19 protein-coding genes are annotated in these 22,115 nt (G+C 72.5%); 14 read left to right on the forward strand and 5 right to left on the reverse strand.

All coding sequences use genetic code 11. The annotated features are described in order from the left end of the window. Positions 1-12: 12 nt before the first annotated feature. Both Ade02nite_RS50970 and Ade02nite_RS26115 read left to right on the forward strand, forming a co-directional pair. The gene (locus Ade02nite_RS50970) at positions 13-360 is read left to right on the forward strand and encodes a ClpX C4-type zinc finger protein (protein WP_203769219.1); all 348 of its coding nucleotides are present in this window, start codon (positions 13-15) and stop codon (positions 358-360) included. A 3-nt stretch (positions 361-363) separates the two neighbouring features. Next, the gene (locus Ade02nite_RS26115) at positions 364-987 is read left to right on the forward strand and encodes a class I SAM-dependent DNA methyltransferase (protein ID WP_203769221.1); all 624 of its coding nucleotides are present in this window, start codon (positions 364-366) and stop codon (positions 985-987) included. 7 nt (positions 988-994) lie between these two features. On the opposite strand, the gene Ade02nite_RS26120 is transcribed toward Ade02nite_RS26115, so the two are convergent. Further along, positions 995-2,407: an MDR family MFS transporter gene (locus Ade02nite_RS26120; RefSeq protein ID WP_203769229.1), complete on the reverse strand. Its 1,413-nt coding sequence runs from the start codon at positions 2,405-2,407 to the stop codon at positions 995-997. Positions 2,408-2,476: 69 nt separating this feature from the next. Here Ade02nite_RS26120 and Ade02nite_RS26125 point away from each other — a divergent pair, with 69 nt between their 5' ends. Continuing rightward, positions 2,477-3,064, forward strand: a complete 588-nt coding sequence (locus tag Ade02nite_RS26125) for a TetR/AcrR family transcriptional regulator (RefSeq protein WP_203769231.1) — start codon at positions 2,477-2,479, stop codon at positions 3,062-3,064. A 496-nt stretch (positions 3,065-3,560) separates the two neighbouring features. Here Ade02nite_RS26125 and Ade02nite_RS26130 read toward each other — a convergent pair whose 3' ends face one another. Further along, positions 3,561-5,936 carry a beta-glucosidase family protein gene (locus tag Ade02nite_RS26130; RefSeq protein WP_203769233.1) on the reverse strand — a complete coding sequence of 792 codons (2,376 nt, stop codon included), beginning with the start codon at positions 5,934-5,936 and terminating at the stop codon, positions 3,561-3,563. Positions 5,937-5,992: 56 nt separating this feature from the next. On the opposite strand from Ade02nite_RS26130, the gene Ade02nite_RS26135 reads away from it, so the two are divergent. Then, the gene (locus Ade02nite_RS26135) at positions 5,993-6,991 is read left to right on the forward strand and encodes a LacI family DNA-binding transcriptional regulator (protein ID WP_203769235.1); all 999 of its coding nucleotides are present in this window, start codon (positions 5,993-5,995) and stop codon (positions 6,989-6,991) included. A gap of 119 nt (positions 6,992-7,110) precedes the next feature. Then, on the forward strand, positions 7,111-7,581 hold the full coding sequence (locus Ade02nite_RS26140) for a hypothetical protein (RefSeq protein WP_203769237.1): 471 nt from the start codon (positions 7,111-7,113) through the stop codon (positions 7,579-7,581). A 240-nt stretch (positions 7,582-7,821) separates the two neighbouring features. Here the strand turns inward: Ade02nite_RS26140 and Ade02nite_RS26145 are convergent, their stop codons facing one another. Continuing rightward, a complete protein-coding gene (locus Ade02nite_RS26145; RefSeq protein ID WP_203769239.1) occupies positions 7,822-8,421 on the reverse strand; it encodes a hypothetical protein in 600 nt (199 codons plus the stop codon). A gap of 178 nt (positions 8,422-8,599) precedes the next feature. Here Ade02nite_RS26145 and Ade02nite_RS26150 point away from each other — a divergent pair, with 178 nt between their 5' ends. From Ade02nite_RS26150 to Ade02nite_RS26190, 9 genes are all read left to right on the forward strand, one after another. Beyond that, on the forward strand, positions 8,600-9,952 hold the full coding sequence (locus tag Ade02nite_RS26150; RefSeq protein ID WP_203769241.1) for an efflux RND transporter periplasmic adaptor subunit: 1,353 nt from the start codon (positions 8,600-8,602) through the stop codon (positions 9,950-9,952). Positions 9,953-10,022: 70 nt separating this feature from the next. Continuing rightward, complete coding sequence (locus Ade02nite_RS26155) at positions 10,023-10,778, forward strand: response regulator transcription factor (protein WP_239169059.1); 756 nt, start codon at positions 10,023-10,025, stop codon at positions 10,776-10,778. Positions 10,779-10,809: 31 nt separating this feature from the next. After that, on the forward strand, positions 10,810-12,321 hold the full coding sequence (locus Ade02nite_RS26160) for a sensor histidine kinase (RefSeq protein WP_203769243.1): 1,512 nt from the start codon (positions 10,810-10,812) through the stop codon (positions 12,319-12,321). A gap of 66 nt (positions 12,322-12,387) precedes the next feature. Further along, positions 12,388-13,626 (forward strand): efflux RND transporter periplasmic adaptor subunit, encoded by a 1,239-nt coding sequence (locus tag Ade02nite_RS26165; protein ID WP_203769251.1) that lies wholly within the window; start codon positions 12,388-12,390, stop codon positions 13,624-13,626. Continuing rightward, positions 13,623-14,363: an ABC transporter ATP-binding protein gene (locus Ade02nite_RS26170; protein ID WP_203769253.1), complete on the forward strand. Its 741-nt coding sequence runs from the start codon at positions 13,623-13,625 to the stop codon at positions 14,361-14,363. The genes Ade02nite_RS26165 and Ade02nite_RS26170 overlap by 4 nt, the downstream gene beginning before the upstream one ends. 73 nt (positions 14,364-14,436) lie before the next feature. Next, on the forward strand, positions 14,437-15,636 hold the full coding sequence (locus Ade02nite_RS26175) for an ABC transporter permease (RefSeq protein ID WP_203769261.1): 1,200 nt from the start codon (positions 14,437-14,439) through the stop codon (positions 15,634-15,636). Positions 15,637-15,647: 11 nt separating this feature from the next. Beyond that, on the forward strand, positions 15,648-16,217 hold the full coding sequence (locus Ade02nite_RS26180) for a hypothetical protein (RefSeq protein WP_203769263.1): 570 nt from the start codon (positions 15,648-15,650) through the stop codon (positions 16,215-16,217). 480 nt (positions 16,218-16,697) lie between these two features. After that, entirely contained in the window at positions 16,698-19,601 is a 2,904-nt protein-coding gene (locus Ade02nite_RS26185) for a LuxR family transcriptional regulator (protein WP_203769265.1), read from the forward strand. 169 nt (positions 19,602-19,770) lie between these two features. Continuing rightward, a complete protein-coding gene (locus Ade02nite_RS26190; protein ID WP_203769267.1) occupies positions 19,771-20,028 on the forward strand; it encodes a hypothetical protein in 258 nt (85 codons plus the stop codon). Here Ade02nite_RS26190 and Ade02nite_RS26195 read toward each other — a convergent pair. Continuing rightward, the gene (locus tag Ade02nite_RS26195; RefSeq protein WP_203769269.1) at positions 20,016-21,032 is read right to left on the reverse strand and encodes a TerC family protein; all 1,017 of its coding nucleotides are present in this window, start codon (positions 21,030-21,032) and stop codon (positions 20,016-20,018) included. The genes Ade02nite_RS26190 and Ade02nite_RS26195 overlap by 13 nt on opposite strands. 126 nt (positions 21,033-21,158) lie before the next feature. Next, a complete protein-coding gene (locus Ade02nite_RS26200; RefSeq protein WP_239169060.1) occupies positions 21,159-21,929 on the reverse strand; it encodes a dioxygenase family protein in 771 nt (256 codons plus the stop codon). Positions 21,930-22,115: the final 186 nt, after the last annotated feature.

Consider the following 22,115-nt stretch of genomic DNA (forward strand, 5'->3'; position numbering starts at 1 on the left):
GGAGGAGGAGTCATGACCGCTGTGACCGAGATGCTGTGCTCGTTCTGCGGCAAGCGACAGGACGAGGTCGGGCAGCTCATCGCGGGGCCCGGACCGTCGATCTGTGACGAGTGCGTGCGGCTCTGCAACGACGTGCTGGCCGGCAAGCGGCCGGAGGGCATCCGGGGGTGGGACGAGCAGTCGGACGAGGAGCTGATGGCCACGATGGTCCGGGTCGCCTCGCTCAAGCAGCAGGTCGACCAGGCCGTGGGGCGCATCGCGCGGCGGCTGCGGGGCCGGGGCGTGACCTGGACGGCGATCGGCGGCGCGTTGGGGATCACCAAGCAGTCGGCGTGGGAGCGCTTCTCCGGTGAGGACTGACGGATGACAGTGGACGGCTGGCTGGCGGACGCGCGGGCCTCGTACGACACGGTGGCCGAGAGCTACTTCGAGCTCACGCGCGACGCGCTCGCGGGGGCACCGTTCCTGCGGGCGGCGCTGGCGACGTTCGCCGAGATGGTGGACGGGCCGGTGGCCGACGTCGGATGCGGGCCGGGGCACGTGACCGGGCATCTGCGAGGGCTCGGCGTAGACGCGTTCGGCATCGACCTCGCGCCCGCGATGGTGGAGATCGCCCGGCGCGAGCATCCCGGTGCGCGGTTCGAGGTGGGGTCGATGACCGACCTGCGCCTCGCCGACGGGTCGGTGGGCGGGCTGGTGGCGTTCTGGTCGCTGATCCACATCCCGGACGACGTGCTGCCGGCCGTTCTCGGTCACTTCCGGCGGGTGCTGCGGCCCGGCGGGGTGCTGCTGGCCGGGTTCCACGTGGGTGACGGGTCGCGGTGGAAGACCGAGGGGTACGGCGGTCATCCGATGCGGATCCACGTGCACCGCCGGCGGCCGGAGCGGATGGCGGCCCTGCTGCGGGACGCCGGCTTCGCCATCACCGCGCAGACCGTGATCGGCGTCGACGAGCCGGTGCCCGGAGCGATGATCTTCGCCGGCTGACGGCCGGTCAGGCGGACGCCGAGGCGGGGTCGGCGGCGGGCGCCGGCTCGGGGTCGGCGGCGGGCTCGGGGGAGGGCTCGCGCGCCGGCACCGCGAACGACAGCGCCACCGCCACCACGGTGAAGGCCACGGTCCACCAGAACGCGACGTGGAAGGCGTGCGCCGACGAGGCGAGGATGACGGCGAGCAGGGCCACGCCCGCCGAGCCGCCGACCTGCTGGGCGATGCGGGTGACGATGCTGGCGTGCGGCACCTGGTCGTGCGGGAGGCCGGCGAACGCCACGGTCATCAGCGGGATCACGACGATGCCGAGGCCGAGTCCCCGTACGAGCAGGAAAGCCAGCAACGGCCAGACGGTCGTGTGGGCGCCGGCGAGCGCGAACGGGACCGTGGCCGCGCCGACCAGCGCGAAGCCGGTGATGATGACGCCGCGGGCGCCGACGCGGTCGAGCAGGCGGGCGGCGACCGCGCGGGAGAGCAGCGAGCCCACGCCCTGCGGGATGAGCAGCAGGCCGGCCTCGAGGGCGTCCGTGCCGCGCACCTGCTGCCAGTAGAGCGGCAGCAGGAACATCGCGCCGTACAGGGCGGCGCCGGAGAGGAAGAGCAGCGCGGACGCGGCCCAGGTGGGGCGGGAGCGCAGCACTGCCAGGTCGACCAGCGCGTCCCCGCCGAGGCGCAGCGCCCGCAGCACGAAGGCGGCGAGCAGGGCCGCCCCGGCCACGAGCGGGACGATCACGTCGGCGCGCAGGAACGAGCCGGCGGCGTTCGACAGGCCCCACAACAGGGCGACCAGGGCGGGGGAGAGCAGCAGGAAACCGGCGGCGTCCAGCGGCACGCGGCGGCCGGCGGCGGAGGCGGGGATCAGGCGCCACGCCAGGATCAGCCCGGCCAGGCAGAGCGGCACGTTGACCAGGAACAGCCAGCGCCAGCTGCCGGCGCCGAGGAGGAGACCGCCGATCACCGGGCCGAGGATGGGCCCGAGCGCGGCCGGGAGGGCGACCACCGACATCAGCCGGGCGCGGTCGGAGCCCTTCGCCGCCTGCATGATGATCGTGGTCATCAGCGGCACCAGGGCGCCGCCGCCGAGGCCCTGCACCACGCGGAACGCGATGAGGCTCGGCGCGTCCCAGGCGAACGAGCAGAGCACCGAGCCGAGCAGGAAGACCGCGAGCGCGGCGATCCACAGGTTCTTCGCGCCGAGCCGGCTCTGCAGCCAGCCGACGACCGGGATCACGACGCCGAGCGCGAGCAGGTAGGCGGTGCTGACCCACTGGATGGTGGCGACGTCGGCGTGCAGGTCGGCGGAGAGCTCGTGCAGGGCGACGCTGACGATCGTGGAGTCGAGGATGACCGTGATGCCGCCCACGAGCACGGCGATCGCGGTGCGCAGGGTGGTCCGGTCGAGGGGTGCGGAGGCCATGAGTGCCGCCTTAAGGTACGCGACTGTATCTAACGCCTCCACGGTAGGCAGCCGCGGTAAGATACGCAAGTGAGTCTTAAAGCACGGCGGCGCGGGGCGGAGCTCGAGGAGGCGATCCTCGAGGCGGCGTGGGACGTGCTGACCGAGCAGGGTTACGCCGGTTTCACGTACGAGGCCATCGCCGCCCGCGCCGGCACGAGTCGTCCCGTCCTCTATCGCCGCTGGCCCCACCGCGACGAGCTGCTGCTCGCGACCCTCCAGCGCCACTGGGTCGAACGGCCCGTCGAGGTGCCCGACACCGGCAGCCTGCGCGGCGACGCGCTCGGCTTCCTGCGCAACGCCGTGGCCGAGCGCGGCCGGCTGATCTCCCTGGTCAGCGTCCAGCTCGCCGACTACTTCCGCAGCACCGGCTCCAGCTACAGCGAGCTGCGCGACAGGCTGCGGCCGCCCGGCACACCCACCGGCTTCGACGTGATCATCCGCCGCGCCGTCGCCCGCGGCGAGCTGCCCGACGTGCCCCGCTCGGCCCGCGTGGTGAACGTGCCCTTCGACCTGCTGCGCCACGACATGCTGATGACGCTGCGTCCCGTGCCCGACGAGGCGATCATCGAGATCGTCGACGACGTGTGGTTACCCCTGCTGGGCGTACGGGGCTGAGACGCGGGCTCGCGCGATTGGTGTCGTTCCCGCGTGTGAGCAGCGATGATCGGTAGGTGGGCGTGCTGTGGCGTGACGTGCTGGTTCCCGACCATGTGGTGGCCAGCGACGGGCTCACTGCCGAGGTGGGCGGCCGCGCTTGAGGGCTACGAACAGCGTCCGGGAGCGCGGCTCGGATCCGCCGGCGCCCCTGCCGGAGCCGGGCTCCTGGGTTCGTGTTCGCGGCGAGCTCAGCGTCGCCGAGGCGTACCAGACAGACCTGTATGGATCCGCGGACGAGCCGGCGGATCGGGCCGAGCGGCGCTGGCTCGTCCGCCGGATCGTCCGCCTGGATCGCGAGACAGGCGGACCGGGATCACCTTCTCGGACGCACCGCGTCGAGGTCCCAGTCATGAGCTTCGACAGTCTCCGCTACGGCAATGACTGTTGGACGTCCGGCTATCTGCTCGACCTCGAACAACCTCCGAGCTCCTGAGTCAGGCGCGCAAACCAGTCGTCAGGAGACCGTGGCGCGGATGTCTCCCAGCCCGCGCGCCACCAGGAACTCGCCCCCGTCCGCCAAGCGGCCCCACTCGCCCTTCTCCGCGTTCCACGTGCGCCACATCCGCCGGTCCGTGTGGACCGTCACCCGCGCCGACTCGCCCGGCTCCACCGTGACCGCCTTCCAGCCCACCAGCCGCACCGGCTGGTCCCGCTCCACCGGGCGCAGGTACACCTGCACCACCTCGCGGCTGCGCCGCCTGCCCGTGTTCGTCACCGTGGCCGTGATGGACGGGGCGTCGCCCAGCACCAGCCGCACGTCCGAGTATTCCCACGTCGTGTAGCCCAGGCCGTGCCCGAGCCAGAAGGCCGGCGACGGCGCCTTGCCCGCGAAGTGTCCTCGGTAGCCGATGTACGTGCCCTCGTCGTAGCGCAGGTCCCCGTCGACCGGGGTGACCGACCAGGCCGGCGCCGCCTCGTCCGCCGACGGGAACGTCGTGACCAGCCGGCCCGCCGGCTCGATGTCGCCGAGCAGGGCCGCGGCCACCGCGTGGCCGCCTTCCTGGCCGGGCAGGCCGGCCCACAGGACCGCGTCGACGCGGGGCAGCCACGGCATCAGCACGGGGGTGGCCGCGTTGACGACCACGACCGTGCGCCGTGCCGCGCCCGCGACCGCCTCGATCAGGGCGTCCTGGGCGCCGGGGAGCCGCAGTGTGGACTTGTCGACCGACTCGGTCTCCTGTTCCTCGGTGAGCCCGGCCACCACCACCGCGACGTCGGCCGCCGCTGCCGCCCGTACCGCGTCGTCGATGACGTCCACCGTCTCGCGGGAGGCCATGGTGCCCACCAGCCCGTAGAGGCCCATCTCCTCGAACGAGACCGTCGCCTCGAACAGCAGCGAGCCGGGCGAGTCGACCACGAACGTCCGGTACGGCGGCGTGAGCACCTCTTCGCCGAAGCCGTTGCCGGAGGCCGCGAGGGTGAAGTCCGGTGAGGCCGACGTCGACCAGGCTCCGACGCCGAGCACGCCCAGCTCCACCTGCCCGGACGCCTCGACGATGCCGGCCAGGCGGGCCGACGCGGGGCGGCCCGCGAAGTCGTCGTCCATCCCGATCATCGTCTTGGCGAGGCCGCAGAACCGCCGCTCCAGCTCGTTGCCCTCGGCGTCGTAGATGGTGACGTCGATGCCCGCCTGCCCGTTGGACGGCGCGGTCAGGAAGCCGCCGCGGGCCGGCACCGGCCGGGTGCGCACGTCCACCCCGTCGACGACGCTGACCTTGTCGCCGAGCAGCGCGCTGAGTCCTTCCAGGGCGCTGACCTGGTAGGGCGGGTTCACCTGGGCCGAGCCGCCGCCCATGTCGATCGTCTCGACCGCGTGCCGCCCGATCAGCGCCACGGTCTGCTGCCGGTCGAGCGGCAGCGTGTCCCCGGCGTTCTTCAGCACCGTCATGCCCGCCGCCGCGAGCCGGGTGAGCTGCTCCTTGCGCACGTGGGAGGAGGGTGCCGGCAGCTGCGCGGGCCACTCGCGGGGCGTGCCGAGCGCGCCCACCCGCGACGCGAGCAGCAGCAGCCGCGCCAGGTGGTCGTCGATCACCGACTCGTCGACCTCGCCGGCCTTGACCGCGTCGACCAGCGCGGCGCCCCACGGGCCGTCCGGGCCGGGCATGACCAGGTCGAGGCCGCCGTTGGCCGCCGGCGCCGCCGTCTTCGTGGCGAACCAGTCCGACATGATCAGGCCGTCGTAACCCCACTCGCCCTTCACGATGTCGTTGTTGACGTGCCGCTGCTCGGTCGCCGCCTGCCCGTTCACGTTGTTGTAGGCCGCCATGATCGACCAGGCGCCGGCCTCCTCGACGGCGATCTCGAACGGCAGCAGGTACAGCTCGCGCAGGGTGGCCTCGTCGACGACGCTGTTCATCGTGTTGCGCTCGGTCTCCGACTCGTTGGCGACCAGGTGCTTGAGGCAGGCGGCCACCCCGGCTTCCTGCATGCCTCGCACGTAGGCCGCCGCGAGCCGGCCGGTGAGCAGCGGATCCTCCGAGTACGCCTCGAAGAGCCGGCCGCCGAGCGGGCTGCGGTGCAGGTTGATGGTGGGCCCGAGCACCACGTGGATCTGCTGGGCCATGGCCTCCTCGGCGAGCAGCCGCCCCACCTCGTGCGCCGCGTCCTCGTCCCAGGCGGAGGCGAGCAGCGTCGCGTTGGGGAACAGCGCCACCACCCGGCCGCCGGTGAACTTCAGCCCTCGCACGCCGGTGGGACCGTCGGAGAAGCGCATCTCGCCGAGCCCGATGGCCGGCTCCGGGGCGAGCGTGAAGGCGGAGGCGCCGGTCAGCAGGCGAACCTTGGCCGGCAGGTCGAGCGACGAGACGAGGTCAGCGAAGTCGGACGTCATGCGCACATGGTTACACGTGTAAGTTAGATTGTCAGCGCCGAGGGGAAGGGAAAGTCATGGCCGATGCGGCGACGCGCCGAGTGACCAGCGCCGATGTCGCGCGCCTGGCCGGCGTCTCGCGCGCCACGGTCAGCTACGTCCTCAACGACACGCCCCGACAGACCATCTCCGCGACGACCCGCGGCCGGGTGCTCGACGCCGCCGCCCAGCTCGGCTACGCGCCCTCCGCGGCCGCCCGCACCCTGCGCACCGGCCGCTCCGACGTGGTGCTCTGCCTGCTGCCCGACTGGCCGATCGGCCCCGAGGTGGGCTCGCTGCTCGGCAACCTCTCGACCGCCCTCGCCCGCCACGGGCTCACCTTCGTGGTGCACCCCGGCAACCACAACGATCGCCCGATGGCCGAGCTGTGGAAGGCGATCACCCCCGCCGCCGTGATCGCGTTCGCCGACTTCTCCGAGGCCGAGCTGGTGGCGATGCGCTCCGCCGGGGTCGCGCCGATCGTGGCGCTGGCCCGCAGCCGCTCGCAGGGCCGCGCGGCCGCCGTGCCGCAGGAGCTGGTCGGGCGCCGCCAGGCCGAGCATCTGATCGCCGCCGGGCACACCCGCCTCGGCTACGCCTACCCCGACGACCAGCGGGTGCGGTTCTTCGCCGAGCCGCGCCTGGCCGGGGTCCGTGCCGCGGCGACCGCCCGGGGCCTGCCGGTGCCCGCCGCCGCGACGGTCACCCTCGACGTGGCAAAGGCCGCCGAGGCCGTCCGGCGATGGCACGCGACCGGGGTCACCGCCGTGTGCGCGTACAACGACGAGGTGGCCCTGGCCGTGCTCGCCGGCGTCCGCAAGCGGGGCCTGACCTCGCCCGCCGACCTCGCGGTGATCGGGGTCGACGACATCCCGTCGGCTCGCCTGGCCGAGCCCGCGCTGACCACCGTGACCACCGACCAGGGCGCGGTCGCCGGTCACCTGGCCGCGACCGTCGTGGCCGCCGTGAGCGGCCGCACCGGCCCGGCGCTGCCGGTGACGAGCATCGTGAAGGTTGTGGCACGCGATTCCACTTGACATCGATCTTCGTCGACCAAGCTGACAACAAACGCACAGGCACGCCACATGGACGGCTCAGCCGGCGGGCGAATCGTGAGAGGTGCCCGACGAACCACCTCCCGAAGGGGATGAGCCCCATGCTCGTTCAGCTGAACCGCCAGAGCGGACACCGTGACTTCTCCGCCACCGCGACCGACCTGCCGATCAACCCGGCGAGTCTGCCCGCGACCCGCGGTCCGCTGCCGGTGGTGGCGGTCTTCGGGCCCGCCGGGCGCGTCGCCGGGCTCGCCGAGCACCTGCCCGCCGGCTGGTCCACCCGCCGCCCGGCCGACATCGACGACCTGGGGCCCGACGAGCTCGTGCTCTTCGCCGCGGCGACCGTCCGCGAGGTGGCGGTGGCCCGCCGCGTGCTGCCGTCGCGCACCACGATCGTCGCCCTGGTCGACGAGGAGGCGCCGGCCGAGCTGGTCGCCGCCGTGCTGACCGCGGGCGCCGACGCGTGCGTGCGAGGCGGGCAGCCGGCGATCCTCGCCAGTCATCTGGTGGCCTGCCGCCGCCGGCAGATGGCCGACCGCTGGACGAGGCTCAACATGCAGGAGCGGCATTGAGGCGGGCGGCCGTCGCCGTGCTCCGGGCGGCCGCGGCGGTGATCGGCGCGGCCCTCTACCGGCGCACCGCACGCGGCTCGCCGGCCGACCCGGCGGAACAACAACGATGGGTGCTGCGCAACAGATCCGTGCCCCCCGCGCGGCGACGGGGGAGGCGCCACACGGGGAGCACGGCGTACGGGCCGCACCGGCGCCGCCGTCACGGGGGTTACGGCGGCGCCGGCGCGGGGATCTAGCGGATCAGGCGGTCGGTGTCGCCGTCGGGGCGAGCACCTTGCAGGTCTCCATCGCCTTCTTGACCGTGGCGTTGCTCGTGTCGAGGTTCGCCGTGTCGGTCACACCGTTGTCCTTCAGGCAGTTCTGGTAGGCGGCGTCCTGGCCGTTGCCGCCGCGGCCTTGGCCGTTGCCGCCCGGCCCGCCGGTCGGGCGCACCGAGGCGCAGGCCTCCTGGGCCTTCTGCCACGTCGCGTCGTCGACGCCCTCGGGCTTCTGGTCGACCATGCCGCCACCGCGGAAGCCGCCGTTGCCCGCCCCGGCGCTGCCGGAGGGACGGGGGAAGGCGCTGCCGTCCGGCCGCGGGAACGCACTGCCCGACGGGCGCGGGAAACCCGAGGCGCCGTTGCGCGGGCCGCCCGACGGCATCGTGATGGTCACGCCGTTCTTCGACATGCATTCGATGTACGCCGTGAAGGCGGTGTTGCCGCCCGGCGCGTTCTCGCCGTTCGCCGAAGCGGAGTCCCCGGAGTCCCCGCCGCCGCACGCCGCGGTGAGCGCCACCGCCGCCGATGCCACGAACAGCGCCGCCGCGCGGCGGGTCGCCTTCGAACCGAATCTCGGCACGATCCCTCATTTCCTCGGCCACAGGTCGCGACCACCAAAGCGTGCCCACCTCGCCGCCACGTCGATCCCAGCTCGGAGTTGCCTCGGAGGACCTGTCATTTCGCTGTGCGCCACTTCCGAGGCAACTCCGAGGTGGGACCGAGCGTCCGGCGAGGACCGGCCGCCACACTCGGGCACCATGGGTGAAGCACTGGCCGGTCGACGGCGCTGGATTGTGGTCGCCGCGGCAGCCGTCGTGCTCGCGCTGATCGTGTACGGAGTCGTCCGCGCCATGACCGCGGACGCCAAGGAGACGCCGAAGGCGGCCGCCACAGTCGCGGTCGACCGCGGCGAGGTGACCACCGAGGTCGCGACCACCGGGACGGTGCAGCCGGCACAGACGCGCAGTCTTTCGTTCGCGGTGTCGGGCACGGTCGAGAGCGTCTCGGTCCGCGCCGGCACCACGGTGACCGCGGGCCAGGTGCTCGCCAAGGTCGACGACACCGACGCGGCCGAGGCGGTGAGCGACGCCCAGGAGGCGCTCGACGACGCCGAGGACGCGCTGACCGAGGCCCGGGCGAACGCGTCGGCGACCAGCTCGGCCACGACGAGCCCGGCGTGCGGGTCGAACGTCGCCGCCGCGTACGTCACCGGCACCGCGACCCCGGCGCCCACCGCGACCACCACCTCTCCCGCGCCGACGGCGACGCCGACCCCCACGGCGACGCGCACGGCGAGCCCGAAGCCGACCGCGACCCGCTCCACTGCTCCGGCGAAGACCACCGCACCGGCGCCGGCCAAGACCACCTCGCCCGGCCGGCCGGGCGGCGGCGTCCCGACCGGCGGCGGCGCCTCGGCCGGCGGCGGCGCACCCACGGGCGGCACGACCTGCGGCACCTCGGGCGGTGGGCAGCAGAGCGGTGGCCAGCAGGGCGGCCAGGGCAGCGGATCCGACCCCATCCTCAGCGCCCAGCAGCGGGTCACCCAGGCGACCACCACGCTGGAGAACGCCGAGGACGCCCTGGAGGGCGCCACCATCACCGCCCCGATCGCCGGCCGCGTCATCAGCGTCAGCGGCAAGGTGGGCAGCCAGGTCGGCTCCGGCTCCACCTTCATCACCCTGGCCGACGTGTACGACATGCAGATCGACGCCGACTTCCCGGAGGCCGACGCCGACCGGCTCGCCGTCAAGCAGAAGGCCGTCGTCACGCTCGCCGACCGGCCCGGCAAGGAGTTCAAGGCCACCGTCGTGCAGGTCGACCCGGTCGGCACCAGCGACGGCACCATGGTCCGCTACGGCGTGGTCCTCGCCTTCGACACCTCGCCCGAGGACCTGTTGGTGGGCCAGAGCGCCTCGGTGCGGGTGACCACCGGCTCCAAGACCCAGGTGCTGCGGGTGCCCAGCACGGCCGTGCACGACGTCTCCGGCTCCTCCGGCACCGTGCTCAAGGGCGGCACCCAGGAGAAGGTGACCATCGGGCTGGTCGGCGACCAGTACACCGAGATCAGCTCCGGCCTGTCGGAGGGCGACCAGGTGGTCCGTTCGTGGTGATCGGGACGGGCTCAGCGGGCTCCTCGCTCATTCATAGGGAATTCCTAGACAGCGTTGATATCCCTTCCAGGTGCTGACTGAATCCCGCTCCTCGATCGCCGTCGGCGAGCCCCCGGCCCGTGCCACCCGGGTGCTCGTCGTCGACGACGAGCCGAACATCTCCGCGCTGCTCAGCGCGACGCTCCGCCTGGTCGAGTTCGACGTGCGGGTGGCCGAGTCCGGTCACGCCGCGCTCGTCGCGATCGAGGAGTACGAACCCGATCTGGTGGTCCTCGACGTGATGCTGCCCGACCTGGACGGCTTCGACGTCGCCAAGCGGCTGCGCGCGACCGGCTCCCGGGTGCCGGTGCTGTTCCTGACCGCGCGCGACGCCGTCGAGGACCGCATCTCCGGCCTCACCGCCGGCGCCGACGACTATGTCACCAAGCCGTTCAGCCTCCAGGAGGTCGTGCTGCGCATCCGGGCCATCCTGCGCCGCAGCCGGCCCGAGCTGGAGGAGCCGGCCGAGACCGGGGTGCTGCGCTACGCCGACCTCGAGATGGACGAGGACGCGCACGAGGTGCGCCGGGCAGGCCGGCTCGTCGACCTGTCGCCCACCGAGTTCAACCTGCTCAAGTACCTGCTGATCAACGCGGGCCGGGTGGTGAGCAAGGCGCAGATCCTCGACCGCGTCTGGAAGTACGACTTCGGCGGCGACGGCCGCATCGTCGAGTCGTACGTCTACTACCTGCGCCGCAAGATCGACAGGACCGACCCGCCGCTGATCCACACGGTCCGGGGCGTGGGTTACGCCTTGAGATTGCCCCGAGGCGAAGAAGGTCTTTAGTCCGTTCAAGGGCGGTGGGTGGGGTGGTCGCATGGGAGTGAGGCTGCGGCCGCGGCGGTGGGGCCACTGGACGCTGCGCTCGCGGCTGGTCCTCGTGGTCGGCGCGCTCGCCGCGGTCGCCCTGGTGCTCGCCAACATCGCCGGGGTGCTGCTGATCCGGTCGTACCTGCGCGAGCGCATCGACGACCAGCTGCGCGGGATGACCCGGCCCTACTCGGCCGCGCCGCGACCGGACGCCGGCTTCTTCCCGCGCAACCGGGTGCTGCGGCTCGGCCCCGATCAGGTCGTCTACGTGTACGGCGGGGACGGCGCCCTGGACACCACGCTCAGCTCCACGGCCGACGCGAACCGGCCGGCCGTCGAGGCGTTCACCGAGGTCGCGTCGCGGGCCGGTGCCGGCACCCCGTACACCGTCGCCGCTCGTGACGGCAGCACCGACTGGCGCCTCATCGCGGTGGCCAACCCGACGACCGGCGGAGTGGCCGTCATGGGGCTGTCGCTCTCGGAGGTGCAGCAGACCACCGAGACGCTGGTGCTCATCGACACCGGGGTGAGCCTGCTGCTGCTGGCGCTGCTCGGGCTGGGCGCGGCCTTCGTGGTGCGGCTCGGCCTGCGCCCGCTCACCGACATGGAGCGGCTGGCCACCGACATCTCGGCCGGCAACCTCTCCGGCCGGGTCGCCGACACCGACGCGCACACCGAGCCCGGCCGCCTCGGCCTCGCGCTCAACTCGATGCTGAGCCGCATCGAGGCCGAGGTCGGCGCGCGCACCGCCTCCGAGCGGCGGCTGCGGCAGTTCGTCGCGGACGCCTCGCACGAGCTGCGCACCCCGTTGACCTCGATCCGCGGCTTCGCCGAGCTGTACCGGCGCGGCGGTGCCCGGTCCGCTCCCGATCTCGGCGAGATGATGAGCCGGATCGAGTCGGAGGCCGGCCGGATGGGCGTGCTCGTCGAGGACATGCTGCTGCTGGCCCGGCTCGACCAGCGGCGCCCGCCCACCCGCAAGCCCGTCGACCTGCTCGAGATCGCCGCCGACACGATCCGCGACGCGCACGCCCGGGTGCCGGACCGGCCGGTGCTGCTGGCCGGTCTGGAGGACGACGACGACACGTTCGAGCCGGCGACCGTCCTCGGCGACGAGCACGGCCTGCGGCAGGTGGCGACCAACCTCGTCGCCAACGCCTTGCAGCACACGCCCCCGCGGGCCCGCGTCACGGTCCGGGTGGGGAAGGTGCCGGCCCGGCCGCCGGCCGCCGGCAGCGTGCTCTCCGGCGAGATCGTGCACGAGGCCACGCCGCTCGCGGTGCTGGAGGTGACCGACGACGGTCCGGGCGTGCCGGCCGTGCACGCGCCGCGGGTGTTCGAGCGGCTCTACCGGGCCGACAGCAGCCGCACGCGGGGCAAGGGCGGCGGCTCGGGGCTCGGGCTGTCGATCGTGGCGGCGATCGTGCACGGTCACGGAGGGTGGGTCGAGCTGGAGTCACCGAGCGCGGGCGGCGCGACCTTCCGCGTGTTGCTGCCCACGTCAGGTGACGGCGAGTGATCTTTCCGAGCTGGCTCCGAGGTTGCTCGCAAGCTCCTCCGAGGCCGCTTCGCCACAGTGTCCGGCATGCCAGCGCGCCTTAACCTGCGACGCCCGGCCGTGGCGGTCAACACCGTCCTCGGCGTCGCCCTCATAGCCGGGGGCTTCTGGGCGTACCAGACCCTCTCCGGATCGGACTCCACCCCGGCGGCCGCCGCGTCGACCCGCACGATGGCCGTGCAGCAGGGCACCGTCACCAAGACCGTCACCGCGGACGGCACGCTCGAGAGCGCCAGCACCGCGAGCGCCAGCTTCGTCACCGGCGGCACGGTCACCGCGATCAGCGTGAAGGTCGGCGACAAGGTCACCAAGGGCCAGGTGCTCGCGAAGGTCGACCCGGCCGAGGCGCAGCGCTCGCTGGACGCCGCGAACGCCGACCTGGACGCCGCGCGGGACGCGCTCGACCGGGCCGAGGACGCCGGCTCCGACACCTCGTCGGCCGAGAACGAGGTGCAGCAGGCGAACCTCGCCGTGGACGAGGCGGAGGCCGCGGTGGACGGCACGACGCTCACCGCGCCCATGTCCGGCACGGTCACCGCGGTCAACGGCACGCTCGGCAGCAGCTCCTCCGGCACCGGATCGTCGTCGTCCGGGTCCTCGTCCGGCTCGTCCGGCGGAGGCGCTCCCTCGGGCGGCGGCTCCTCCTCGTCCTCGTCGAGCTCGTCCTCCTCGTCCTCCTCGGGCTTCATCGAGATCGCCGACCTGACGAAGCTTCAGGTCGCCGCGTCCTTCGCCGAGGCCGACGCGACCAAGCTCAAGGAGAAGCAGGCGGCCCAGGTCACCTGGAACGCGCTGAACAACACCACCGCGACGGCGAAGGTCGCCTCGATCGACCCGTCGGCGACGACCTCCAACAACGTGGTGACGTACGGCGTGACGCTGACCCTCGACAAGGTGCCCACCGGCGCGAAGGCGGGCCAGACCGTCTCGGTCGCGGTCACCACCGGCAGCGTCGAGAACGCGGTCTACGTCAACTCGGCGGCGGTCACCACGGTCGGCAACCGGCACACGGTCACCGTGGTCAGCAACGGCACGTCGGAGGTGCGCTCGGTCGAGATCGGCTTGGAGGGCGACTCCGCCACCCAGATCACCTCCGGGCTCACGGCGGGGGAGCAGGTCGAGCTCAAGACCACCTCCACCACGACCTCCGGCTCCGGCAACGCGGGCGGCGGCGGCTTCCCGGGCGGCGGCCAGGGCGGCTTCCCGGCCGGCGGCGGTGGCAACCTCGGCGGTGGCGGCGGCACCTTCGGCGGAGGCGGACGATGACCCGCCCGGTCCTGGACGTCCGCGACCTGAAGAAGATCTACGGGCAGGGCGAGGCGACCGTGCACGCGCTGCGCGGCGTCAACCTGACCGTCGAGCGCGGCGACTACGTGGCTATCATGGGCTCCTCCGGCTCCGGCAAGTCGACCCTGATGAACATCCTCGGCGCGCTCGACATCCCCAGCTCCGGCACCTATCTGCTGGACGGCGTCGACGTCAGCCGGCTGGGCGACCGGCAGCTGGCGCTCGCCCGCAACCGCCTCATCGGGTTCATCTTCCAAGCGTTCAACCTCATTCCCCGTACGTCGGCAGTCGCCAACGTGGAGCTTCCCCTCGCGTACGCCGGGGTGAAGCCCAAGGAACGCCGCCGGCGCGCCATGGCCGCGCTGGACATCGTCGGGCTCGCGGAGCGCGCCAAGCACGAGCCGAACCAGCTCTCCGGCGGCCAGCAGCAGCGTGTGGCGGTGGCCCGCGCGCTGGTCACCGAGCCGGCGCTGCTGCTCGCCGACGAGCCCACCGGAAACCTGGACACCCGCTCGACCGAGGACGTCCTGAACGTCTTCGACCAGCTCAGCGCCGCCGGCCGGACGATCGTGCTGATCACCCACGAGCCCGAGGTGGGCGACCGCGCCAAGCGCCTGATCCGGCTGGTCGACGGCGACATCGTCGCGGACGTCCGGCAGTCGCCCATCCACCGGCCGCCGGTCGGCGCCTTCAGCGGCGGGAGGCACGCGCAATGACCGAGCGAAGCGAGGGCATCATCAGGCTCAGTGTGGTGGGTCATGGCGACACAGAGCGAAGCGGAGTGTCGTCATGAGTTTCTACGAGGTCGTACGTTTTGCGCTGCGTGGCCTGTCCGCGAACAAGCTGCGGTCCGCGCTCACCATGCTCGGCATCCTCATCGGCGTCGCCGCGGTGATCCTGCTCGTCGCGGTCGGCAACGGCTCCGCCAAGGCGGTCAGCGACCGCATCGAGGCGCTCGGCACCAACACGGTCACGGTGATGAGCACCGGCCGCGGCGGCTCCAGCAGCACCGCACTCACCAAGGACATGGCCGACGCGCTGGTGGACCCGGTGCTCGCGCCCGACGTGAAGTCGGTGTCGCCGGTGGTGAGCTCGTCGTCGACCGTCACGTACGAGGGCACCGACCACGACGTGAGCTCGTTCGTCGGCACCACCCCCGGCTGGTTCGCGGCCAGCAACACGCCGGTCGGCCAGGGCGCCGCCTTCACCGCCGACGACGAGGCACAGGGCCGGCGCGTCGTGGTGATCGGCCAGACCGTCGCCGAGGAGCTCTTCCCCGGCGTCGACCCCATCGACAAGCAGGTCACCGTCGGCGGGGCACTGTTCACGGTGATCGGCGTGCTCGAGGAGAAGAGCTCGACCGGCTTCCAGGACGCCAACGACACCGCGGTCGCCCCGCTCACCGCGGTGCGCCAGGTGCTGACCGGCTACGGCTCGCTCAACTCGATCCTGGTGGAGGCGAAGGATCCCGACAAGGTCGACGCCGTACAGTCCGAGGTCTCGACGATCCTCAACCAGAAGATGAACGTCACCACCGGCTCGAGCACCACCCCGTACCGCATCCAGAACGCCTCGCAGCTGCTCGAGACGCAGACGGAGACCGCTGACACGTTCACCACCCTGCTCGGGGCGGTGGCCGCCATCAGCCTCCTGGTCGGCGGCATCGGCATCACGAACATCATGCTGGTGACGGTGACCGAGCGAACCCGCGAGATCGGCATCCGCAAGGCCCTGGGCGCCCCGCGCCGCGTCATCCTGACCCAGTTCCTGATCGAGGCCACCCTGCTCAGCGTCATCGGCGGCGCCCTGGGCGTGGCCGCCGCCCTGATCGGCAGCAACTTCGAGATCGTCGGCGTGAAACCGGTGATCGTGCCCAGCTCGGTCGGCCTCGCCCTGGGCGTCTCCATCGCCATCGGACTGTTCTTCGGCGGCCTGCCCGCCAGCCGCGCCGCAAGGCTGCGCCCCATCGACGCGCTGCGCTACGAGTGAGGACCCTTCCCGTGACTCCCATCAATGACGACACCGCCGTTCTCCCCGTCACCGGCACGTCCCCCGAGCCGGAGGACGACGGCTTCGCCGCCGAACTGGCCAAGGCCGCCCCCAAGCGCTGGTGGAACAGGGGCACCATCGTGCTGGGCGCCGTGGTGCTGCTGGTCGGCGGCTTCGTGGGCGGCCTCCAGGCCCAGAAGCAATGGGGCACCTCCACCACTCCCGCGGCAGGCAACCGGGCGGCGGCCTTCGGCAACCGTGCCGCCGGCGGCTTCCCCGCAGCCGGCGCCGAGGGCCTCCCCGCCGGCGGCTTCGGCGGCGCGAACCCGGGCGGCACGGCCACCACCGCGGCCGCCGCCGACACCACCGGCACGGTGAAGCTGGTGAACGGCACCACCATCTACGTCGAAAAGGCCGACGGCACCGTCGTAACCGTCAAGACCGACGGCAAGACCAAGGTGGCCACGTCGTCGACAGGCAAGCTCTCCGACGTCAAGGCCGGCCAGTCGGTAACCATCCAGGGCGCCGCGGCCGCCGACGGCTCGGTGACCGCCACATCGGTGACCGCCCAGAAGAAGTAGCCGGTCCCCATCCCCCAGACGTCGGCGGGGCCGTGGAGCGAGGCCACGTCCCCACCGGCTACGGGCCGGGCGGTGCTGTCCCACCGCCCGGCCCGCCCCGTCTGCCGCGCCGCCTCAGGGTCCCGCCCCCGCTCCGCATTCGCCGCTGTGCCCTTTCCGTCGCGCCGCCGTCCGCCGCGCCGCCGTCCGCCGCGTCGCCGTCCGCCGCGTCGCCGTCAGGCCGCCGCTGCCAGGGCAACGCCGCCAGGTCGCCCCGCGTCGCCGTCCGGCGGGCCGAGAGATAGAACGTTCGGTCTTGCTCTAGAGGCGGGGTGGTGTCGCGCCGCCCGGGGCGGTTCACATTCGCGAGATCACGCGGACAATATGTCCTGACCAGTATGGATGTGACATTGTCAATACGTTGTCAGGTGCGAACCCATTGATGGGTGTCCTTCGTATTCCTAGGCTGAGAGCCAGCTGGGAGCCGGAGGGGGTGAGCGGGTGCATCCGGACGCCACCACCCTGCGGGGACGGGCCGAGCTTCTTGGCACCGTCGAGGGGCGGCTGGCCGCGGGTGGCGGGGTCGCTCTTCACGGGCCGGCCGGCATCGGTAAGACGGCGCTTCTCGACGCGGTCGCTGCCACGGCGGCCGGGCGCGGGGAGCTGGTGCTGCGGTTGCGGCCGGTGCGTAGTGAGCGCCTGCTCGCGTACGCGGGCATCTCGGATCTGGTGAGCCAACTGCCGCGAGAGGCGGCAGCGGGCCTGCCTCCGGCTCAGCGTGCTGCTCTCGCCGCGCTGCGGCAGGGGCTGCCGCCGCGTGCGGGTGGTCCCGCGCTGGCCCGGCGGCTGGTGTTGCCGCTGTTGCTGGCGCGCACGGCCCGCAGCCGGAGCGTGCTGCTGGTGGTGGACGACTGTCAGTGGCTGGACGCGGAGTCGGCGGAGCTGATCGCCTTCGCCATGCGCCGTCGCCCGGGCCCGCGCGTGCGCGCGATCACTGCCCAGCGCCGCCCCGACGCCGCCGGGCACCACACGGACATCGCCCGACCGCAGGAGAGCGCCGTCGGAAACCGCGCGGGCGCGACCAGGCATCGGGAGAGCGCCGCTGGGAACGACGCGGCCATGTCTCAGCAGCGGGAGAGCGCCGCCGGCCGGCGAGCACCCGCCGCCCGTCAACAGCCCGGCCCGGGACATCAGCACCGGGCGGCCCGGCTCTGTCCGGCGCCCGTTCACGAGCTGGCGGTGCCCCCGCTGTCCGCCGACGATCTGACCGAGTTGCTGGAGGCTCGCGGTCTTCCCTGCCGCACGGCCAGCCGGATGCATGAGGCCAGCGCCGGCAACCCCTTCCTCGCCCTGGAACTGGCCGCCGCCGTCGCGCCCGGTCCGGCCTGGCGGCCCGCTCCGTTGCCCGAGGCCGCGCGTGAGCTGCTGCGGGAGCGGCTGGCGGCGCTCGGTGACGAGGTGCGGCGCACGCTTCTGGTGGCCGCGCTGGCCACCGAGCCGACCGTGACCGTTCTGCTGCGGGCGGGGCGCGATGATGCCGTGCGGGAGCTGCGCGCCGCGGCGGGGGTGGTGCGGCTCGACGGTGAGGCTGTGCGGTTCACGCCGCCCTTGCTGGCGGGCGTGCTGACCGAGGAGGCCGGCGCCGAGGAGCGGGTCGAGGTGCACACCGCTCTTGCCGCGGCCGCCGTCGATCCCGTGGAGGCGCTGCGGCATCGGGCTTTGTGCAGCGGCCGGCCGGATGCCGAAGTGGCGCTGGCGCTTGCCGAGGCCGCCGACGGGTGTGCCGAGCGGGCCGCCGAGCTCTATCTGCTCGCCGCGGAGCGGTGTCCGCACACGCATGCCGCTCAGCGGCTCGACTGGCTTGTCGCTGCGGCCCGGGCGGCGCTCACCGCCGGGGCGGGCGCGCTGGCGGGGCGGGCCGCCGAGGCGGTGATCGCGGCGGGGGCGCCGGCCGGTCATCGGGTGCGGGCGCGGGTGGTGCTGCTCGACCTGGCGGGGCAGGGGCTCGCCGACATGGGGGAGACGTTCGCCGCGGCGCTGGCCGAGGCGGGTGACGATCCGGCGTTGCTGGCGCCGGTGCGGCTGCGGCTGACGTGGGCCGCCTTCCTCTCCGGTGATCCGAACGCGGCCGAGGCCGAGGCGGGCCGGACCGTGGACGCCGCGCGCGGGGCCGGCGATCCGACCACCGAGGCGATGGCGCTGAGCATCCTCGCGCAGATCCAGCGGCTGCGCGGGGAGCCCCGGTGGGCGCAGACGTTGCGGCAGGCGCTCGCGCTGCCCGCGACTCCGGCGCCGGACTGGCTGCACTACGGGCCGCGCTACATGGCGGCGCGGTTCGCCATGGTCGACGATCGGCTCGGCGAGGCCCGGGACGAGTTGCTCAAGCTGCTCGTCGTGGCCGAGCAGGACCGCATCGGCGAGGCGAGGGTCGAGGTGCTGCGCAGCCTCTCCGAGGTGGCCACGCGGGCGGGGCGCTGCCGGGAGGCTTTGCGGTACGCGCATCGCGCGGTCCGCGCCGCGCAACACGCCGGCCTCAGCCCGGGGCCCACCTGGTACACGGCCGCCGTGGCCGAGCTCGCCGGCGGGAGCCTCACCGCCGCCGTCGGCTTCGCCCGCCGGGGGGTGCGCGCGTCCGAGCAGGAGGGCGACACCCTCTATCTGCGGCGCAACCTGCACGCGCTCGGGCAGGCCGAGTTGCGGGCGGGGCAGGCGCGTGCGGGTGTGGCGGCGCTGCGGCGCCTGCGGGAGCTGGAGGCCGAGTCCGGCGGCGCCGACCCGATGATCGTTCGCTGGCACGGTGACCTGGCCGGTGGGCTGGCCGCGCTGGGGGAGCACGCGGAGGCCGAGGCGATGCTGGCCGAGGCGCGCGCCGCCGTGCACCGGCTCGGTGATCATCCGGGGCTCAGCGGCTATCTCGACCGGGCCACCGCCGTCGTGCTCTCCGAGAGCGGTCAGGCCGAGTCGGCCGTACGGCTGTCCGCCGCGGCCGCCCAGCACTTCGCCCAGTTGCACCAGCCGCTGGAGCAGGCGCACGCGCTTCTCGTGCAGGGCAGCGCCGAGCGCCGTCGCCGCCGGTACGCCGCCGCGCGGGTGGCCATCGGCGCCGCGCTCGCGATCTTCCTGGCCGCGGACGCGAAGCCGTGGGCGGAGCAGACCGAGCGCGCGCTCGCCCGTACCGAAAGCAACTCCGCCCCTCTGGATCTCGGGCTGACCTCGACGGAACTGCGGATCGCGGCCCTCGTGCGCGACGGCGCGAGCAACCGCGAGATCGCGAGCCGGCTCTTCCTGAGCGTCAAGACCGTCGAGGCGACGCTGACCCGCGTCTACCGCAAGCTGGGGGTCCGCTCCCGCACGCAGCTGTCGTCGCGGCTACCTGCGGTGGCGGACCTCACGTCAAACGTCTGACCAGCACATACGGCACGGAGAGTGACCGCCGCTACAGCGTCACGGTGGCGACCGTCACTTCCGTACCGAACGTTTTACCTGCGTGATTTGGGTATGAAGCCTGCCTCCTGGATCGTTGTAGAAGAAGGCGACGAGGCCTATCGCCATTACGATCCGTAAGGAGACGGCCATGCAGTTCACGACCAAGCTTCGCGACGTTCGCACGGCACTGGCGAACCGCCGGACGATGCGGGTCGCCCACCGCAAGCTCACCGACGAGCTGGCTTCCTTCCGTACGACCGCGGAGCGCGCGGAGCTCGACGAGCTCATCAGCCGCCACACGCCCGAGGAGACCGAGCAGATCCGCGAGATCCTCTACCGTCAGGACGTCCACCGCCAGCAGTCCGGCGCGCGCCAGACTGCCGGCCTCGGTGGCTACCTCGGCTGACCCTCGTCGGCCGGCGCCGCTGAACGGGCCCGGATGCTGCCCGCATGGGCCTTGGCATCCGGGTCCTTGCGCGTCTTGAGCAGGCTCGCCACGGTGGTCACCGCCAGGATGACGAGGATGACGACGAGCGAGATCGACGTCGAGACCTCGGGCACCGCGTCGCTGATGTCCTTGTGGAGCCAGTGCAGCACCAGCTTGGCGCCGATGAACGCCAGGATCAGCGACAGGCCCGTGGAGAGGTAGACCAGCCGGTCGAGCAGGCCCTTCACGAGGAAGAAGAGCGCACGCAGGCCCAGCAGCGCGAAGGCGTTGGCGACGAAGACGATGAACGCCTCGTCGGTCACGCCGAAGACGGCCGGGATCGAGTCGAGCGCGAACAGCAGGTCGGAGCTGCCGATCGCGATCAGCACGATGAACATCGGGGTGACGACGCGGCGGCCGTCGACCTTGGTGATCATCTTGCCGCCGATGTAGTCGTCGGTGACCGGCAGGAACCGCTTGCTGGCCTTGACCAGCGCGTTGTCCTCGACGTCCGGATCCTCGTCGCGATGGCGGAACAGCTGCACCGCCGTGAAGATCAGGATCAGCCCGAAGATCAGGAACATGAACGAGAAGAGCGACAGCAGCGTCGCGCCCAGCGCGATGAAGATGACCCGCAGGATCAGCGCGATGATGATGCCGAAGGTCAGGACTTCCTGCTGGTATTTGTCGGGCACCGCGAAGGTGCTCATGATGATGACGAAGACGAAGAGGTTGTCGACCGACAGGCTCTTCTCGACGATGTAGCCGGCGAAGTACTGGGCGCCGAAGTCCCAGCCGGCGATCGAGCCGAACACCACCCCGAAGGCGATCGCGACAGCGATGTAGAAGATCGACCAGCCGGCGGCCTCGCGGAAGCCGACGGCGTGGGGGCGCAGGACGCCCAATGTCAGATCGAGGGCGAGCAGGGCGACGATGACGCCGATCGTCAACGTCCAGCCGAGCGCGGTGACCTCAAGTGGCATGAGAGGGGAACCTCCGGGCGATAAGCGGGGCGGTTGCCGATCAATCGTCCCCGCTTACCCTGGGAGATTCCTGAATAACGCCGGATCTACCTGGTCTTTTACCGCACCGAACCTGTGGCCCCGCTGTCAGGCCACCTGGAACGACCGCTTCGCGAGGCCCATCCAGAAGCCGTCGATCGGCTGCTCCGGCGCCCGCTCGGGATCGTCCGAGGCGCCGAGCGTGAGGAACATCGGCGCGAAGTGCTCGATCGTGGGGTGGGCGTAGGGCATGCCGGGCGCGCGGTCGCGGAAGGCGGCCAGCTCGTCCACCGCCCCGCGGGCGAGCGCCTCGGCGGCCCAGGCGTCGAACTCGCGCGACCAGCCGGGTGCGGCCGCGTCGGGGCGCCAGTCGCGCAGGAACGGCAGCCCGTGCGTCGTGAAGCCGGAGCCGATGATCAGCACACCCTCGTCACGCAGCGGAGCGAGCCGGCGGCCGATCTCGAGCAGCGCGTCCGGTTCGAGGGTGGGCAGCGACATCTGGAGCACCGGGATGTCGGCGTCCGGGTACATGACGGTCAACGGGACGTACGCACCGTGATCGAGCCCGCGGTTGGTGCGCGCCACCCGCTCGGTGTCGGGCATCAGCCCCTCGACGCGGGTGGCCAGCTCGGGCGCGCCGGGCGCGGGGTAGGTGACCTCGTAGTACTTCCGCTCGAAGCCGCCGAAGTCGTAGACCAGCGGCGCCGGCTCGGTCGCGCCGAGCATGAGCGGCGCCGACTCCCAGTGCGCCGAGGCCATCAGGATCGCCCGAGGGCGCGGCAGGCCGGCGGCGAGGTCTCGCAGCTGGCTCACCCAGCGCGCGTCGTCGACCAGCGGCGGGGCGCCGTGGCTGAGGAACAGGGCGGGCATGCGGGCCATGGGTGCCTCCGTTGAAGCTTCAACTTTCTAATCCCACGGTACGCCGACTTACTTGTAGCGTCAACTAAATGAAGTCGACATTACGCACGGTGTTCACGTGGCGTAGCGGCGACTTTCTGTTATTGAGCAGGTGCCGAAAATAACCGGGGACTTGATCTTGGTCCAGGTCCACTTTGGTGTTCGTTA

It is taken from the genome of Paractinoplanes deccanensis (assembly GCF_016862115.1).
GTDB classification, from domain to species: domain Bacteria; phylum Actinomycetota; class Actinomycetes; order Mycobacteriales; family Micromonosporaceae; genus Actinoplanes; species Actinoplanes deccanensis.

What these genes read in the sequence shown, in the direction of transcription:
- Ade02nite_RS26130 (WP_203769233.1), bottom strand. Translation starts at nt 5,936, where the DNA reads ATGACGTCCGACTTCGCTGACCTCGTCTCGTCGCTCGACCTGCCGGCC.
- Ade02nite_RS26195 (WP_203769269.1), bottom strand. Translation starts at nt 21,032, where the DNA reads ATGCCACTTGAGGTCACCGCGCTCGGCTGGACGTTGACGATCGGCGTC.
- Ade02nite_RS26170 (WP_203769253.1), top strand. Translation starts at nt 13,623, where the DNA reads ATGACCCGCCCGGTCCTGGACGTCCGCGACCTGAAGAAGATCTACGGG.
- Ade02nite_RS26190 (WP_203769267.1), top strand. Translation starts at nt 19,771, where the DNA reads ATGCAGTTCACGACCAAGCTTCGCGACGTTCGCACGGCACTGGCGAAC.
- Ade02nite_RS50970 (WP_203769219.1), top strand. Translation starts at nt 13, where the DNA reads ATGACCGCTGTGACCGAGATGCTGTGCTCGTTCTGCGGCAAGCGACAG.
- Ade02nite_RS26165 (WP_203769251.1), top strand. Translation starts at nt 12,388, where the DNA reads ATGCCAGCGCGCCTTAACCTGCGACGCCCGGCCGTGGCGGTCAACACC.
- Ade02nite_RS26120 (WP_203769229.1), bottom strand. Translation starts at nt 2,407, where the DNA reads ATGGCCTCCGCACCCCTCGACCGGACCACCCTGCGCACCGCGATCGCC.
- Ade02nite_RS26135 (WP_203769235.1), top strand. Translation starts at nt 5,993, where the DNA reads ATGGCCGATGCGGCGACGCGCCGAGTGACCAGCGCCGATGTCGCGCGC.
- Ade02nite_RS26150 (WP_203769241.1), top strand. Translation starts at nt 8,600, where the DNA reads ATGGGTGAAGCACTGGCCGGTCGACGGCGCTGGATTGTGGTCGCCGCG.
- Ade02nite_RS26200 (WP_239169060.1), bottom strand. Translation starts at nt 21,929, where the DNA reads ATGGCCCGCATGCCCGCCCTGTTCCTCAGCCACGGCGCCCCGCCGCTG.
- Ade02nite_RS26140 (WP_203769237.1), top strand. Translation starts at nt 7,111, where the DNA reads ATGCTCGTTCAGCTGAACCGCCAGAGCGGACACCGTGACTTCTCCGCC.
- Ade02nite_RS26115 (WP_203769221.1), top strand. Translation starts at nt 364, where the DNA reads ATGACAGTGGACGGCTGGCTGGCGGACGCGCGGGCCTCGTACGACACG.
- Ade02nite_RS26160 (WP_203769243.1), top strand. Translation starts at nt 10,810, where the DNA reads ATGGGAGTGAGGCTGCGGCCGCGGCGGTGGGGCCACTGGACGCTGCGC.
- Ade02nite_RS26175 (WP_203769261.1), top strand. Translation starts at nt 14,437, where the DNA reads ATGAGTTTCTACGAGGTCGTACGTTTTGCGCTGCGTGGCCTGTCCGCG.